Source organism: Labrys sp. HAY1-8F (assembly GCF_056754975.1).
This window is the reverse complement of sequence record NZ_JBPGWZ010000002.1, coordinates 2,171,609-2,186,346: the sequence shown is the minus strand read 5'-3', so window position 1 is coordinate 2,186,346 and position 14,738 is coordinate 2,171,609. Positions and strand designations below refer to the sequence as shown.

General features: G+C 63.9%; 14 protein-coding genes and 1 pseudogene. 10 read left to right on the top strand and 5 right to left on the bottom strand.

Annotation, left to right across the window (positions count from 1 at the left end):
- Nucleotides 1-2 precede the first annotated feature (2 nt).
- Both ACR9ZN_RS19190 and ACR9ZN_RS19185 read left to right on the top strand, forming a co-directional pair.
- Nucleotides 3-1,010, top strand: a complete 1,008-nt coding sequence (locus ACR9ZN_RS19190) for a nitroreductase family protein (protein ID WP_481272926.1) — start codon at nt 3-5, stop codon at nt 1,008-1,010.
- Between the two features lie 127 nt (nt 1,011-1,137).
- Entirely contained in the window at nt 1,138-1,806 is a 669-nt protein-coding gene (locus ACR9ZN_RS19185) for an outer membrane protein (RefSeq protein ID WP_481272925.1), read from the top strand.
- A 228-nt stretch (nt 1,807-2,034) separates the two neighbouring features.
- On the opposite strand, the gene ACR9ZN_RS19180 is transcribed toward ACR9ZN_RS19185, so the two are convergent.
- Nucleotides 2,035-2,280, bottom strand: a complete 246-nt coding sequence (locus ACR9ZN_RS19180; protein ID WP_481272924.1) for a class I SAM-dependent methyltransferase — start codon at nt 2,278-2,280, stop codon at nt 2,035-2,037.
- A 205-nt stretch (nt 2,281-2,485) separates the two neighbouring features.
- Between ACR9ZN_RS19180 and ACR9ZN_RS19175 the strand changes: the two genes are divergently transcribed.
- From ACR9ZN_RS19175 to ACR9ZN_RS19145, 7 genes and pseudogenes are all read left to right on the top strand, one after another.
- Entirely contained in the window at nt 2,486-2,734 is a 249-nt protein-coding gene (locus ACR9ZN_RS19175) for a hypothetical protein (protein WP_454816889.1), read from the top strand.
- An 85-nt stretch (nt 2,735-2,819) separates the two neighbouring features.
- Nucleotides 2,820-2,945, top strand: coding sequence for a hypothetical protein (locus ACR9ZN_RS19170; protein ID WP_481272923.1), 126 nt, complete (start codon nt 2,820-2,822; stop codon nt 2,943-2,945).
- 8 nt (nt 2,946-2,953) lie between these two features.
- Nucleotides 2,954-3,255, top strand: a pseudogene (locus ACR9ZN_RS19165) (GNAT family N-acetyltransferase).
- 126 nt (nt 3,256-3,381) lie between these two features.
- The gene (locus ACR9ZN_RS19160; RefSeq protein WP_434958041.1) at nt 3,382-3,822 is read left to right on the top strand and encodes a MerR family transcriptional regulator; all 441 of its coding nucleotides are present in this window, start codon (nt 3,382-3,384) and stop codon (nt 3,820-3,822) included.
- Nucleotides 3,823-3,840: 18 nt separating this feature from the next.
- Nucleotides 3,841-5,619: an acyl-CoA dehydrogenase C-terminal domain-containing protein gene (locus ACR9ZN_RS19155; RefSeq protein ID WP_481272922.1), complete on the top strand. Its 1,779-nt coding sequence runs from the start codon at nt 3,841-3,843 to the stop codon at nt 5,617-5,619.
- Nucleotides 5,620-5,733: 114 nt separating this feature from the next.
- Nucleotides 5,734-6,942 carry an acetyl-CoA C-acetyltransferase gene (locus ACR9ZN_RS19150; protein WP_481272921.1) on the top strand — a complete coding sequence of 403 codons (1,209 nt, stop codon included), beginning with the start codon at nt 5,734-5,736 and terminating at the stop codon, nt 6,940-6,942.
- A gap of 1 nt (nt 6,943) precedes the next feature.
- Complete coding sequence (locus tag ACR9ZN_RS19145; RefSeq protein ID WP_481272920.1) at nt 6,944-9,145, top strand: FAD-dependent oxidoreductase; 2,202 nt, start codon at nt 6,944-6,946, stop codon at nt 9,143-9,145.
- Between the two features lie 95 nt (nt 9,146-9,240).
- Here ACR9ZN_RS19145 and ACR9ZN_RS19140 read toward each other — a convergent pair whose 3' ends face one another.
- From ACR9ZN_RS19140 to ACR9ZN_RS19125, 4 genes are all read right to left on the bottom strand, one after another.
- Nucleotides 9,241-9,417, bottom strand: a complete 177-nt coding sequence (locus ACR9ZN_RS19140) for a hypothetical protein (protein ID WP_481274372.1) — start codon at nt 9,415-9,417, stop codon at nt 9,241-9,243.
- A 13-nt stretch (nt 9,418-9,430) separates the two neighbouring features.
- Nucleotides 9,431-10,096 (bottom strand): hypothetical protein, encoded by a 666-nt coding sequence (locus ACR9ZN_RS19135; RefSeq protein WP_481272919.1) that lies wholly within the window; start codon nt 10,094-10,096, stop codon nt 9,431-9,433.
- Between the two features lie 391 nt (nt 10,097-10,487).
- Nucleotides 10,488-11,492: a quinone-dependent dihydroorotate dehydrogenase gene (locus ACR9ZN_RS19130; protein ID WP_454815839.1), complete on the bottom strand. Its 1,005-nt coding sequence runs from the start codon at nt 11,490-11,492 to the stop codon at nt 10,488-10,490.
- A complete protein-coding gene (locus ACR9ZN_RS19125; RefSeq protein WP_481272918.1) occupies nt 11,489-11,848 on the bottom strand; it encodes a DUF952 domain-containing protein in 360 nt (119 codons plus the stop codon). Before ACR9ZN_RS19125 ends, ACR9ZN_RS19130 begins: the two co-directional genes overlap by 4 nt.
- A 538-nt stretch (nt 11,849-12,386) precedes the next feature.
- Between ACR9ZN_RS19125 and ACR9ZN_RS19120 the strand changes: the two genes are divergently transcribed.
- Nucleotides 12,387-14,627, top strand: a complete 2,241-nt coding sequence (locus ACR9ZN_RS19120) for a transglycosylase domain-containing protein (RefSeq protein ID WP_481272917.1) — start codon at nt 12,387-12,389, stop codon at nt 14,625-14,627.
- Nucleotides 14,628-14,738 lie beyond the last annotated feature (111 nt).

Sequence of the window (14,738 nt, the reverse complement as noted above, 5' to 3'; positions counted from 1 at the left end):
CCATGTTCGATGCCGCCACGCAGCGACGATTGGTTGGAGGTGCGAACCTCGCGCCGTCGGTGCACAACACCCAGCCGGCGCGCTGGTGCTTCGAGGCCGATGGCTCCATCGCGCTCCTGGCCGATCCTGCCCGACGCCTCGCCGTGGGGGATCCGGAGGGGCGCGATTTAGCGGTTTCCTGCGGCGCTGCACTGGAGGGTATGCTGATCACCCTCGCCGAACTCGGCCTTGGCGCCGGCACCATTGCGGAAGTCGATGAAGATGGCCCGGGCGGATTACGGCGGCTGGCACGCTTCGAGGTGACGGAAGGCACGCAGCCGTCCGGCATGGCCGAGGCCTTGGGCAGCCGGGTCACTTGGCGCGCGCCCTTTCTCGCAGTCGAGACAAGCAAGGCACGTGATTTGCAAGCCTGGGCCGGTGAACGGCCCGACGTCACGCTGGTGGCAGCACCGGAACACAGGGCGTTTCTCGCCGGCCTCGCGGACGAGGCGAGCCTGCATCTCCTCCGCGACAGGGCTTTTCGCCTGGAACTGTTGAGCTGGATGCGGCTGTCGAGGTCCGATCCGGCCTATGGCGAGGACGGCATGAACCTCGATGCCTTGCACCTCAGCCCGATCGAGGGCTTTCTCGCCCGCCAGGTAATGGGCGGAGGCCTGTTCTCGCTGGTCGATCGTCTCAAGCTCGCACCCGCCCTCTTCGGGGAGCGCGGCAAGACGCTCAGTGCCGCTGGCATCGTGCTGTTTCACCGGCCCTTCGAGGAAACACCGCTGCAATCGGGCCGGGCTTTCCATCGCTGCTGGCTGGAACTGACCCGCATGGGCTTGTCGGCCTGGCCGATGGCCGTTCTCGCCGATGATCCCGATTGTGCCGGCGAATGCCGGCGTCGTTTCGGCATTGGGGACGGGCGGCGGCTGATCAATGCCCTGCGCGTCGGCCAGGCCGGTGGAACCAACGGCAAGGCGCGCCTGAAGGCCGAAAGCCTGCTCGTCGATCTCACGGGAGTGGGTTGAGGCAAGGAAGGGCGGACGTCTCGTCCGCCCTTCCTTGCCTCAACCCACTCCTGTTTCTCCCGATACAAACAGCCGCCGCCGCTCGTGGCATGAGTGTTGATATCGAACGCTCAACCTGGATTGTCCCATGCGCCTGCGTCTTGCCCTAGCCGCCCTCCTGGCGAGCGCCACTCCGGTTCTGGCCGCCGACCTTGGCTATGCCACCGCCGAGCCGATCGCGCCGGCCGCCCCCTATAGCTGGACCGGTTTCTATGTCGGTGCCCATGCCGGCGCTGCCTTCGGCAATGCCAAGATCACCTCGAGCGATGGCTATCGCCAGGGCTTCAACAATGTCGGCTTCGTCGGGGGCCTGCATGCCGGCTACAACTACCAGTTCGACAACCATATCGTGGTCGGCCTGGAAGGTGACATCGACTACAGCTCCCTTTCCAAGACGCGCCATGGCATCGCCGCCGCCACGCCCTACGCCGTCCGCTTCAAGAGCGAATGGCAGGGGTCCGTCCGCGGCCGCCTCGGCTACGCTTTCGATCGTTTCCTGCCCTATCTGACCGCGGGCGTCGCCTTTGCCGATGAGAAATACCGCGTCACCATACCGGCTGGCGTGTCATCGCAGAGCACCACTCGCGTGGGCTGGACTGTGGGCGCCGGCCTCGAATATGCGATCGACGAGAACTGGTCGGTGCGCGGCGAGGTACGCTATTCCGATTTCGGCAAATGGCGGCTGCGCGGCAATCCCTCCGGCAAGGTCCGCTTCAACGAAACCACGGCGCTGCTCGGCGTGAGCTACAAGTTCTGAGCAAGGGATGCGAGGCGGGTGACGATTGTGGCGCAGTCACACCAGGGATTGCGGCGGATACGATGATCCACCACCTCGAAGCCGGCCTCCTCCAGTTCCGCTAGGAGAGCGGGCAGCGGCCTGAGGGTGCGCGTGGGAATGCCGCCCTCTACCAGGCGCTCCGCATCGTAGCGGGCGCAGGCCCCTGACGAGTGCGGCGGGCCGCATATGGTGCTGGCGATGAAGACGCTATCCAGCTGGAATGCGGCGCACCTCTGCCAGGCAGAGGCAGCGGTCGGCGCCGATCAGGCAATGCAGGCAGGCGCCGAAGACCAGGGCAAAGGACGCGGCTCCGATGTCGAGTATGGCGCGGACATTGCCCTGGACGAAACGGCCGGCATGCCCGGCGGCCTTGAAGATCTCATTGGCCCAGGCGATGGCCGTTGGCGAGATGTCGATGCCCTGGACCCGATAGCCGCGTTCGGCCAGCAGCACGGCCGCGTTTATGTCAAATGTAGCGCTGACTCTAGGGCGTTTGCGGCTCGGCAGAGCCACCGGGAAACGCAAGGGTACGTCGAAGCAAGGCGTTGGAGCCAAGATCGTCTGGTGGTCACCACGCGTTGCTCTGGACCCTGCGTCGATTTCGGTTAGGATTCCCGAGAGGCGTCTCTTTGTTCTCAGGGTGAAGCCGGGAGGCAGCATGGCGACCGACGTTTACGCGACGACCTTGCTGGCCATCGGCGGCCTGTTCGCCGGTTTGGGGCTGGTAGTTGCCATCCTGTGGGGGGCTGCGGCCTGGGAAAGGCGGCGGCAGCTTTACAGGCGGCGTCGCTTGCGCCCGCTCTTTTTCGTTTTTGCCGCATCGGAGTGGGATGCTGGCGGTGCCGATGCTCCAGTCGGCTGTGGGGATAGCCATGGCGGCTGCGGGCATGGCGACGGGGGACATTGAGGCAGCCATGCTGGGACCCACACTCAGACAGCCAGGCTTGTCCTGCGCCCGCCGGGGCCGGAGGATTTTCGAGCCAGGGGTCGCGATGATGGTGGATCCGCAGGCGGCGCGCTACATCGGCGGCCTGATGGAGCGCGCGCCGGCGTGGCGGGCGATGACTTTGGTGACCGGCGCGTGGATCACGCGCGGCTTCAGTAACTTCTCGGTGTAGAGAAGGCGATGGGCCAGTGGGTCGGCCGCGTCGGCCCCTGGCAGCCCGAAGGCTGGCCAGGCACGGAAATCGGCTGGGCGCTGTATCGTTCCCATTGGGGCAAGGGCTATGCCACGGAGGCTGCAGCGCGCTGCGTCACCTGGGTCTAGAGGAGCTCGGATGGCAGGAGATCGTCCATGTCATCCATCCCGACAACGCAGCCTCCATCGCCGTAGCCAGAAGGCTTGGTCCGCAGCGGTTGGGGTCGACCAGCCTGCCGCCGCCCCATAGCGGACCGCTCTACGAACTCTATGGGCAACGGCACCGATAAAGCACGGAGGACAGGGTTGGGCGGAGTGAATCCTCGACCTCGCGGGCTTCACATTCTTGCGATCGCATCTTGACGTTAACGTAAACTGAATGTATCTCCCCCTCATCCGCGATGCAGAGGTGTACGATGTCACTGAGCGAGATGGCCTTCTCCGATGAAGCCGCCGACCTGCGGAAGGGTGGACAGCGCAAGGAGCAGTTCACCATCCACGAACTGGTCACCGAGTTCGAGGTGACTTCGCGTACCCTGCGTTTCTACGAAGAAAAGGACCTGCTGACCCCCACGAGGCGGGGCCAGGAGCGTATTTATTCCCGTCGTGATCGCGCGCGCCTCAAGCTTGTCCTAATGGGCAAGAGCGTCGGCTTCTCGCTCGAGGAGGTCAAGTCGATGCTCGACCTCTACGATCTCGGCGATGGCCAGGCCACGCAGCTGCGCGTCGCCCTCGAGCGGTTCGAAGAGAAGCTCGCCGAGCTCGACCGTCGCCGTCGCGACATCGACCACGCTTATGCCGAACTCAGCCATGCGCGCGACACCGTACGCAGCCGCCTCGCCCGTCAGCAGAAATAGTCGAACAGGAACAGACAGATGCCCAGCTACAAGGCTCCCGTGGAGGATGTGATGTTCCTCCTCAACGACGTGCTCGACATTAACAAGTACAACAATCTTCCCGGTTTCGAGGACGTCTCCCCGGAAACCGTCGGCGCCATTCTCGGCGAAGGCGCCAAGATGTGCGAGGAGCTGCTGCAGCCTCTCAATGTCAGCGGCGACCGCGAGGGCTGCATTCGCTCCGACGATGGCGCGGTGACGACACCGGATGGTTTCAAGCAGGCTTATCAAGCCTATCGCGAAGGCGGCTGGGTGGGCTTGCCGGCCCCGGCGGAATATGGCGGCGCCGGCCTGCCGGCTGTGCTCAACTCGGTCATGCAGGAATTCGTTTCGGGCGCCAATCTGGCCTTCGGCATGTATCCGGGACTGACCCAGGGCGCCATCGCCGCTCTCCTGGAGCATGGCAGCGATGAGCAGAAGCAGGCCTACCTGCCCAAGATGATAGCCGGCGAATGGACCGGCACGATGAACCTCACCGAACCGCATTGCGGCACCGATCTCGGCCTGATCCGCACCAAGGCCGTGCCCGTCGGCGATGGCTCCTACAAGATCTCCGGCACCAAGATCTTCATCTCCGCCGGCGAGCATGACCTGGCCGACAACATCGTGCATCTGGTGCTTGCTCGCATCGAGGGCGCGCCTGAAGGCACCAAGGGCATCTCGCTGTTCGTGTGCCCGAAAGTTCTGGTCAACGCCGACGGCTCCCTCGGTGACCGCAACAAGGTCTCCTGCGGCAAGATCGAGGAGAAGATGGGCATTCACGCCAATTCGACCTGCGTGATGAACTATGAAGAGGCCATTGGTTATCTCGTCGGTGCCGAGAACAAGGGCCTCGCCGCCATGTTCGTGATGATGAACGAGGCGCGCCTGGCGGTCGGCATGCAGGGTTTGGCGCTCGGCGATGTCGCCACCCAGAACGCAGCTGCCTATGCCCGGGACCGTTTGCAGGGCCGGGCCCTCACCGGCACCAAGGAAGCGGGCAAGGCGGCCGATCCCATCATCGTGCATCCCGACGTGCGGCGCACCTTGATGACCGCCCGGGCCCTCAACGAAGGTGGCCGCGCTTTGGCGCTCGCCACTGCGCTCCAGGCCGATATCCATCGCCGTTCCCCCGATGCGGCCGCGCGCCAGGCGGCCGATGACCGGCTTGGCCTGCTGACGCCGATCGTCAAGGCCGTCCTCACCGAAAACGGCCTGCAGAATGCGATCAATAGCCAGCAAATGTTTGGCGGTCACGGCTATATCGCCGAGGTCGGCGTCGAGCAGTTCGTGCGGGATGCGCGCATTACCCTGATCTATGAAGGCGCCAACGGCATTCAGGCGCTCGACCTCGTCGGGCGCAAGCTGCCGCGCGACGGTGGCCGCGCCATGATGGCCTATCTGGGGGAATTGAACGGTTTCCTCAAGACCCATGAGGCAGACGAGGCGCTCAAGCCCTATATTGCTCCCTTGAAGGCTTCGGCCGGCCACCTGCAGCAGGCCACGATGTGGCTGATGCAGAATGCCCTGGCCAAGCCGGACAATGCCGGCGCGGCTTCGACCGATTATCTCCACCTTTTCGGCCTGGTCGCGCTCGGCCAGATGTGGGCGCAGATGGCGAAGGCGGCGTTGGCCAAGGGAGACGATGCCTTTGCCAGGAACAAGCTGGTGACGGCCAGGTTCTTCGCGGACAGGCTGCTGCCGGAAACCGGGCTGCGCCTGGCCCGTGTCACGGCTGGTGCCGGCGACGTGATGGCTCTGGAAGCCGAGGCGTTTTGATTGGAGCGCGGACATCTCGGCGACATGCAGACATGTCGCGATGTCCGCTCTTGTAAGCTGTATGTCTGATCGGGAAAAGCGGGCAAGATGCTCGCGTTCCCAGGGAGAGACCCAATGAGCGAAGCCTTCATTTACGACGCCGTGCGTACGCCGCGCGGGAAGGGCAAGGCCGATGGCGCCCTGCACGAGGTCACCAGCCTGTCGCTGGCGAGCCAGACGCTGAGGGCCGTGGCCAAGCGCAACGAGCTGCCGGAGAATGCGGTGGAGGACGTCATCCTCGGCTGCGTCGATCCGATCGGCGAGGCCGGCGGCGACATCGCCCGCATCGCGGCCCTGCATGCAGGCCTTGGCGAGAAAGTACCGGGTGTGCAGATCAACCGTTTCTGCGCGTCGGGCCTGGATGCAGTGAACCTTGCGGCCGGCCAGATCGCCGGCGGCCAGAAGGACCTCGTCGTCGCCGGCGGCGTCGAGAGCATGTCGCGCATCGGCATGATGGCCTCGGGTGGTGCCTGGGCGCTCGACCCCTCCAGCGCGGTGCCGACCTGGTTCATGCCCCAGGGCATTTCCGCCGATCTGATCGCCACCAAATACGGTTTCTCGCGTGACGACGTCGACGGCTATGCGGTGGAATCGCAGCGCCGCACCGCCCAGTCCTGGAGCGAGGGGCGCTTCGCCAACTCCGTCATCGCCGTCAAGGACATCAACGGCCTGACCATCCTGGACAAGGACGAGCATATGCGCCCGTCCACCACCATGCAGTCCCTGGCCTCGCTCAATGCCTCTTTCGTGCAGATGGGCGAGATGGGTGGCTTCGACGCGGTCGCGGTACAGTCGCATCCGGAAGTCGAGAAGGTCAGCCACGTCCATCACGCCGGCAATTCCTCCGGCATTGTCGATGGTGCTTCCGCCGTGCTGATCGGTTCGGCCGAGGCCGGCAAGCGCTTCGGCCTCAAGCCGCGCGCCCGTCTCCGGGCAGCTGCCTCGATCGGCTCGGATACCGCCCTGATGCTGACCGGTCCCGTCGACGTCACTGAACTCTTGCTGCGCAAGGCCGGCATGAGCAAGGCCGACATCGATCTGTTCGAGATCAACGAGGCCTTCTCCTCGGTGGTGCTGCGCTACATGCAGGCCTTCGATCTCGATCCCGCCAGGGTCAATCCCTGCGGCGGCGCCATCGCCATGGGCCATCCGCTCGGCGCCACCGGTGCGATGATCCTGGGCACCGCTCTCGACGAACTCGAGCGCACCGGCAAGTCGACCGCCCTGATCACGCTGTGCGTTGCCGCCGGCATGGGCGCTGCCACCATCATCGAGAGGATCTGAGATGAACAATTTCCGCTTCGATGTCGATAGCGACGGTATCGCTCTCGCCACCTGGGACATGCCCGCCCGCTCGATGAACGTCATCACCGTGGAGGTGATGGAGGAGCTCGGCCAGATCCTCGAGCGCGTGACCTCCGATGCCGCCATCAAGGGGTGCGTGATCGCCTCGGGCAAGGACGCTTTTTCCGGTGGCGCCGACCTCACCATGCTCGAGGGCATGGGCCAGCGCTATGCCAAGGCGCGCGCCGAGCTCGGCGAAGAGAAGGCGATGGAGACCTTCTTCGCGGAGAGCCGCTTTCTCTCCCAGCTCTATCGACGCATCGAAACCGCAGGCAAGCCCTTCGCTGCCGCCATCAACGGCGTCTGCCTGGGTGGCGCTTTCGAGCTTACCTTGGCCTGCCATTACCGCATCGGCGCCTCCGACAATGACAAGGCCCGCGTCGGCCTGCCCGAAGTCAAGGTCGGCCTGTTCCCCGGTGCCGGCGGCACCACCCGCGTGTCCCGCCTGATGAAGCCGGACCAGGCCCTGCAGATGCTGCTCAAGGGCGATCAGCTGCGCATCAGCCAGGCCCAGAAGATGGGCCTTCTGCATGCCGTCGCGCCGCGTGAGGAATTGGTTGTAAAGGCCAAGGAATGGATCAGGGACGGTGGCTCGCCGGTGGCGCCCTGGGATGTCGAAGGCTTCCGCCTGCCGGCCGGCCCGGTCTATTCCAAGGCCGGCATGATGGTGTTCCCGCCGGCGAACGCGCTCTATCGCCGCGAGACATACGACAATTATCCCGCCGCCCGGGCCATTCTGCAATCGGTCTATGAGGGCCTCCAGCTGCCCTTCGACCGCGCGCTCACGGTGGAATCGCGCTATTTCGCCCATGTGCTGCGCTCGACCGAGGCGCGCTCGATGATCCGCACTCTGTTCGTCTCCATGCAGGAGTTGAACAAGGGCGCGCGCCGTCCGGCCCTGCCGCCGTCCAACCTCAAGCGCGTCGGCGTGGTCGGCGCCGGCTTCATGGGCGCAGGCATCGCCTATGTCTCGGCACTGGCCGGGCTCGACGTGGTGCTTGTTGACCGCGATCAGGAAGCCGCCGACAAGGGCAAGGCCCATTCCGACGGCCTGATCACCGGCCAGATCAAGAAGGGCCGCGCCTCGATGGCCGATAAGGAAGCCCTGCTCGGCCGGATCACCGCCACGGCCGATTTCAACGCGCTCGCCGGCGTCGACCTCATCGTCGAGGCCGTGTTCGAGGATCGCACCGTCAAGGCCGAGGTGATCAAGAAGATCCAGGCAGTGATCAGCGAGGATACCGTCTTCGCATCGAATACCTCCACGCTGCCGATCTCCTCGCTGGCCGAGAACTCGGCCCGTCCCGAACAGTTCGTCGGCGTGCATTTCTTCTCGCCGGTCGACAAGATGCTGCTGGTCGAGGTGATCAAGGGTGCCAGGACCGGTGACAAGGCCATCGCCGTGGCGTTCGACTTCGTGCGGGCGATCAGGAAGACGCCGATCCTGGTCAATGACGGCCGCGGCTTCTTCGCCAATCGCTGCGTGCTCAACTATATACGCGAAGGCCATCTGATGCTGGGCGAGGGCGTGCCGCCGGCGATGATCGAGAACGTCGCCCGCGCGGCCGGCATGCCGGTCGGGCCGCTCTCGCTCAACGACGAGATCGCCATCGACCTGGCATGGAAGATCCTGCAGGCCACCAAAAAGGATCTCGGTGAGGCCGCCATCGATCCGGCGCAGGAGAAGCTGCTCGATGCTTTGCTCAATCAGCATGGCCGCCTCGGCCGCAAGAACGGCAAGGGCTTCTACGATTATCCCGCCGGCGCCTCCAAGCGGCTATGGCCGGGCCTGTCGGATCTCCAGGCGGTGAAACTCGATCCCGACACCATCGACAAGGAGACCCTGAAGCACCGTTTCCTCGTGGTCCAGGCACTGGAAGCGGCTCGTACCGTGGAGGACGGCATCATCACCGACATGCGCGAGGCGGATGTCGGCTCCATCCTCGGCTTCGGCTTTGCGCCGTTCACGGGGGGAGCCCTGTCCTATATCGACGGCATGGGCAGCAAGGCCTTCGTGGCCCTGTGCGATAAGCTGGCAGCCACCTTTGGCCCGCGCTTCCAGCCCAACAAGCTGCTGCGCGACATGGTTGCAAAGGATGAGCGTTTCTACCAGCGCTTCAAGCCGGAAAAGAAGGCGGCGTAATGACTTCTGGGATCGCGGGCATCCTTGCCTGCTTTTCCTTTCCCACACGCGTTACGTTTCCAAGAGCAGGCAAGGATGCCTGCGATCCCAGAAGCTTACCGCAGCCCCTTCTTGATCTGTTTGAGCAGGCAGGAGCCCTTGTAGACCAGGCTGGAATAGAGTTGGACCAGTGTGGCGCAGGCATCCAGCTTGGCTTTGGCGGTTTCGGCCGAATGGATGCCGCCAACCCCGATCAGGGGGAAGCGCGCGCCGACGACTTCGAGCGCGCTCAGCCAATCGCGGAGTTCATTGCGTCACTGCCGCGCCGCCAGGGCTCGGCGGCGTTGCGCCGACGGCGCTGATCGGCTCCAGCACCATCAAGCGTGTGACAACAGGCTGTTTGATCGAGGAAGTGCCTGAGACGAACTTCTGTAGTTCGGCCGGCGGGATATCAGTCAGTACAGGGGTGCCGTAGCGAGCCGACAACGTCCAGAAACTGGGTTTTTCATTCGGGTCGGGGATGGAACGCAGCTTACCGATGTTAACGATTTCGCCGGCTTGAACTTCAAAAGTTGCAATTGGCTTGAGCCAATAGGTCGTCCTGCCCACCTGTGTGCGTGCCGAGTGGGTAAGCACCATGCGGCGCTTGCCGCCGAATGTACATGTATACTGAAGAATTCCGTATTTTCCGGCTTTTATTTCACGCATGACGGGGGAAGTTTTTCCTACAAGCGCGTCAACCCCGTCCGAAACACTAAAATGTGTACTATATTTATACATATTATTGCTAGGCTCTAGCTCTCCTACAACGATATCGTTCGGAATGCAGCCGGCGTTATGAAGGGATATGTCAAATATTATCGCTCCAGTACCCCTGGCGGCATTTGGTGCGTGCATGCTGGAAATAGACATGCACCCGGCGGCAACGGAGCAAATCACCAGAAGCACTAGGGAACGAACGAATTTCGACACCTGGAAACTCCAAAACTAGACCTTCGATGCTGCTATCACTTTCCCTGAATTCCGGAAAGAAGCAATTCCGTCAAGGCGTCAGGTCAGAGGGCTTCATGCCAAAGCAACGCCATAGGTTGGCGCATCTTTACTGAAAACGACGCTCTACCCGTTGCCCGATGGGGAGATCCTGATAGTCGGCCTATTCCAGACGGTCGGATGAAGGCCGCCTGAGAGCCGTCTTTCTCCAGGTATTTGGAACGAACCCCAGAAATGGCTGGGACGGGACACTGCGATCCCTCATCCGCCCTTCGGGGGCACGGATCCCAACACCCTGGCGTGCTCCGGTGAGCCGGGCAACCGGCCTTCCTTGCCGCAGGCTATTGCCTGTCTGCCCCGTCCTTTGACGGATTTATCGGATTCCCTTCTTGATCTGCCGGATCAGGCCGGGGCCCTTGTAGACCAAGCTGGAATAGAGCTGCACCAGCGTGGCGCCGGCATCCAGCTTGGCCTTGGCGGTCTGAGCCGAATGGATGCCGCCGACCCCGATCAGCGGGAAACGGCCGCCGACGCGCCGCGCCGTTTCGGCCAGCACCTGCGTGGAGAGTTCGAATAAGGGCGCGCCCGAAAGGCCGCCCGCTTCCTTGGCCGTCTCGCGCTCCTTGAGTGACTCGGGCCTCGATATCGTGGTGTTGGAGACGATCATGCCGTCGAGCTCGTGGGCGAGGGCGCGGTCGACGATGTCGTCGAGTTCGAACATGGTGACGTCGGGCGCGATCTTGAGAAGAAGCGGGCGACGCGGCCCGATGAGCGCGGCCGTATCGCGCGCTTCCACCGCACGGGCCAGCAATTCGTCGAGCGCCTCCCGCTTTTGCAGATTGCGCAGGCCCGGCGTGTTGGGCGAGGAAATGTTGAGGGTGAAATAGGAAGCGACGGGGGCGAAGACGATGATGCCGGCGGCATAGTCGGCGGCCTTGTCCTCGCTGTCCTTGTTGGCGCCGACATTGACACCCAGGATGCCGCGGCCCTTGCGGGCTTTGAGGCGGGCCAGTACGGCGGCATGGCCCTGATTGTTGAAGCCGAAGCGGTTGATCACACCCTCGTCCGCCGGCAGGCGGAACAGGCGGGGGCGGGGATTGCCATCCTGCGGCCTCGGCGTGACGCTGCCGATCTCCACGAAGCCGAAGCCAAGCTTGAACAGCGGATCGACGACCTCGGCATTCTTGTCGAAGCCGGCGGCCACGCCGACCGGATTGGGGAAATCGAGCCCGAAGGCCTTCACCTTGAGCGAGGCCGGATCGGGGAGGGAAGGCGGCATCGGCAGGCTGCGCAGGGCGGAGAGAGTAGCCTCATGCGCTTGCTCGGGATCCATCCGGAACAAGCGGGGACGGATCAGGGCGAAGGCTGCGCCGATCATGGCTGCTGGCTCGAAAGGAACTCGAGCGGGAAGACATGGTGGCCGTCCGCTCCAAGCGGCAGGGGCGCCGTCCATTCGACCAAATCGAGGGGCAGGGCGGCATAAAGATGCGGGAACAGGGCACCGCCGCGCGAGACTTCCCATTTGAGGGCCTCGCCCAGCCTGTCAGCCTCGACGGCGGCGAGGACGAGATCGTCCTGGCCGGCGAAATGCCGGGCCGCCGTCTCCTGTGCTGTCTCGGCGGAGGAAAAATGGATGTAGCCATCCTGGACATCGATGGGCGCCCCATCGAAGCGCCCGCTGGCCTCGGCATTGCGCCATTGTTGCGCCGTCAAGATCTTGTAGATGAGCGCCATAGATCCTCCTGCCGTTTCCTGGAGCGTTTTGCGATTTGGCTGAATAGCCAAGTGTCGCAAAACGCTCCAGGAAACGTCTCCTACAAGGCGCGGAGATTTTACGAAAGGGCCAAAGCGTTTTGCGATTTGGCGGAATCGCCAAGAATCGCAATGACGCGTCAAAACATAGAGCGAGGGCGAAGAAGCGTTTGCGTCCAAACGCGTTTTGCTCTCGCCTGCCGCGGCCTGCATGGTTTTTCCACGCTTTGCACGGCATCGATGCTTGAATGCGCCACGACAATGACGGATTGACGCCTTGTTCATGCCTTTCGCGCAGTGGAAAGCAGGAGGAAATTCCGGTGGTAACCGTTGTTAACCCAACGCTGCTATGACGGGTCTGATTGCAGGGGCGTCTTGCGATTGGCGGTATCGCCAAGAATTGGCAAGACAATCGTAATGACGCGATAGCCAATCCGTCGGATCGGCTGGAAATGATGAGTTAGAGCAAGGGAGCGTCCACGCTTGAACGCGCTTTGTTCTGGAGTTTTGGAAGGCAAGGATGGCGCAAGGGCAACGGCGCATGGTTGAGCGGGTCGAGCCGCGTTTCGAGCCGGAAGCAGGCCAGGAGGCCGATCAGGGCGATACGTTTCGCCTGACCCGGGAAGATCGGCCCGCGCCCGTACCGCTGGAGCAGCGCGATCGCGCGCCCTTGCGCGCCAAGGCCGTGCGTTCGAAGAAGGGCTGGAGCCTGTTCGGCGGATCCTCCTCTCGAAGTGGCGGTGGTTCGTCCCGCCGCGGCGGAGGCGGTGGTAGTTCTGGCGGCGGAGGACGCAAGCCCAAGCGCCGCCGCTCGATGCTCTACCGCCTGACCTATTGGTCCTTCGTGATGTGCATGTGGGGCCTGCTCGGCGTTGGCGGCGTGGTGGCCTGGTATGCCGCCAATTTGCCGCCGATCCAGAACCTGGAAGTGCCGCCGCGGCCGCCCAATGTGAAGATCGTCTCGGCTGATGGCACCGTGCTCGCCAATCAGGGCGAAATGGGCGGCGCCGCCGTCTCGCTCAAGGATCTGCCGAAATATGTGCCTCTGGCCTTCGTCGCCATCGAGGATCGGCGCTTCTATTCCCATTACGGCGTCGACCCGCAGGGCTTGGCCCGCGCCGGTTATGTCTATCTCACCACCCATCGCCTGACCCAAGGCGGCTCGACGCTGACCCAGCAGCTGGCCAAGAACGTCTTCCTGACGCCGGAACGCAGCCTGCGCCGCAAGATCCAGGAGGCCATCCTCGCCGTCTATCTCGAGCGCAAATTCTCCAAGAACCAGATCCTGGAGATGTATATCAACCGCGTCTATTTCGGCGCGGGTGCCTATGGCATCGAGGCGGCGGCGCAGCGTTATTTCCGCAAACCTGCCAAGAATCTCACCATTGCCGAAGCCGCGACCCTGGCCGGCCTGGTCAAGGCTCCGTCGTCACTCGACCCGACCAAGAACCCCAAGGGTGCGCATGACCGGGCCCAGCTCGTGCTCGACGCCATGGTCGATACCGGGGCGATTTCCGCACAGGACGAGAAGGCGGCTCAGGCCACGCCGGTCAAGGTTTCCAAATTGGCGGTTCGCTCTTCCGGCAATTATCCGGCCGACTGGATTTCCAACCAGCTCAGCGATCTCACTGGCCCGCTCGACACCGACGTGGTGGTGGAGACCACCATCGACGCCAAGCTGCAGAACCTTGCCGAGCAATCCCTGCGCCAGGGCCTCGACAAGTCCGGCGGCAAGCTGCGCGTGAGCCAGGGGGCCCTGGTTGCGATGGATCCCGATGGCGCCGTGCGCGCCATGGTGGGCGGGCGCTCCTATGCCGAAAGCCAGTTCAACCGGGCGATCTCGGCCTATCGCCAGCCCGGCTCCACCTTCAAGCCTTTCGTCTATCTCGCGGCGCTGATGAACGGCGCCACGCCCGAAACCGTGCGTGACGATGCGCCGATCACCCTGGCGGGCTGGAGCCCGAAGGACTTCTCGCGCGAATATCGCGGCCCGGTCTCGCTGACCACGGCGCTTGCCCTCTCGCTCAATACGGTCGCGGTGCGCCTGTGCGCCGAAGTGGGCCCCAAGGCGGTGGTGGCGGTTGCCCACAGCCTCGGCATCAATTCCAATCTCGAGCCCAATCCCTCCATCGCCCTCGGCACCTCGGAAGTCACACCACTGGAGATCACCTCGGCCTATGCCACTTTCGCCAATGGCGGGCGCATGGTGATCCCCTATGTGGTCAGGAGCATCAAGACCGAGAAGGGCAAGGTGCTGTTCCAGCGCCAGGCTCCCGGCAATCAGCGCGTCATCGAGGACGACAAGGTCGGCATGATGAATGCGATGATGAGCCAGACGCTGACGGTCGGCACGGCGCGCAAATATGGCCTGCCAGGCTGGCAATCGGCCGGCAAGAGCGGCACCAGCCAGAATTATCGCGATGCCTGGTTCATCGGTTATACCAGCCACATGGTGACGGCCGTCTGGCTCGGCAACGACGACGGCACCTCCACCTCGCGCATGACCGGCGGCAGCCTGCCGGCCCAGATCTGGAACGAGTTCATGCGCGGTGCCCACAAGGGCGTGTCGCCGGCGCCGTTGCCCGGCAAGCCCTGGGTGCGCGAGGCGCCGCCGCCGGAGGACGTCATCGCGGCGCAGCCGCAATTCGACGGAGCGCCGGAGGACCAGCCGGTGGCTGTCGAGCCGGTGATGACGGCCAATGCGCCGCGGAACACCGGCCGGCCGATCGCGGATTGGCTGAACCGGGTACTGGGGCGGTAAGCCTTGGGGGACTGGTTTGCAGGACCGGCCTGCAACGTGGCGGTGGCTGGTAGGGCGCGGTAATCCGTCCCCAGCTTCGTGGGGAGGGTGGTCGTGCCTCATTCGTGACGC

What these genes read in the sequence shown, in the direction of transcription:
- ACR9ZN_RS19190 (WP_481272926.1), top strand. Translation starts at nt 3, where the DNA reads ATGTTCGATGCCGCCACGCAGCGACGATTGGTTGGAGGTGCGAACCTC.
- ACR9ZN_RS19185 (WP_481272925.1), top strand. Translation starts at nt 1,138, where the DNA reads ATGCGCCTGCGTCTTGCCCTAGCCGCCCTCCTGGCGAGCGCCACTCCG.
- ACR9ZN_RS19175 (WP_454816889.1), top strand. Translation starts at nt 2,486, where the DNA reads ATGGCGACCGACGTTTACGCGACGACCTTGCTGGCCATCGGCGGCCTG.
- ACR9ZN_RS19170 (WP_481272923.1), top strand. Translation starts at nt 2,820, where the DNA reads ATGATGGTGGATCCGCAGGCGGCGCGCTACATCGGCGGCCTGATGGAG.
- ACR9ZN_RS19160 (WP_434958041.1), top strand. Translation starts at nt 3,382, where the DNA reads ATGTCACTGAGCGAGATGGCCTTCTCCGATGAAGCCGCCGACCTGCGG.
- ACR9ZN_RS19155 (WP_481272922.1), top strand. Translation starts at nt 3,841, where the DNA reads ATGCCCAGCTACAAGGCTCCCGTGGAGGATGTGATGTTCCTCCTCAAC.
- ACR9ZN_RS19150 (WP_481272921.1), top strand. Translation starts at nt 5,734, where the DNA reads ATGAGCGAAGCCTTCATTTACGACGCCGTGCGTACGCCGCGCGGGAAG.
- ACR9ZN_RS19145 (WP_481272920.1), top strand. Translation starts at nt 6,944, where the DNA reads ATGAACAATTTCCGCTTCGATGTCGATAGCGACGGTATCGCTCTCGCC.
- ACR9ZN_RS19130 (WP_454815839.1), bottom strand. Translation starts at nt 11,492, where the DNA reads ATGATCGGCGCAGCCTTCGCCCTGATCCGTCCCCGCTTGTTCCGGATG.
- ACR9ZN_RS19125 (WP_481272918.1), bottom strand. Translation starts at nt 11,848, where the DNA reads ATGGCGCTCATCTACAAGATCTTGACGGCGCAACAATGGCGCAATGCC.
- ACR9ZN_RS19120 (WP_481272917.1), top strand. Translation starts at nt 12,387, where the DNA reads ATGGCGCAAGGGCAACGGCGCATGGTTGAGCGGGTCGAGCCGCGTTTC.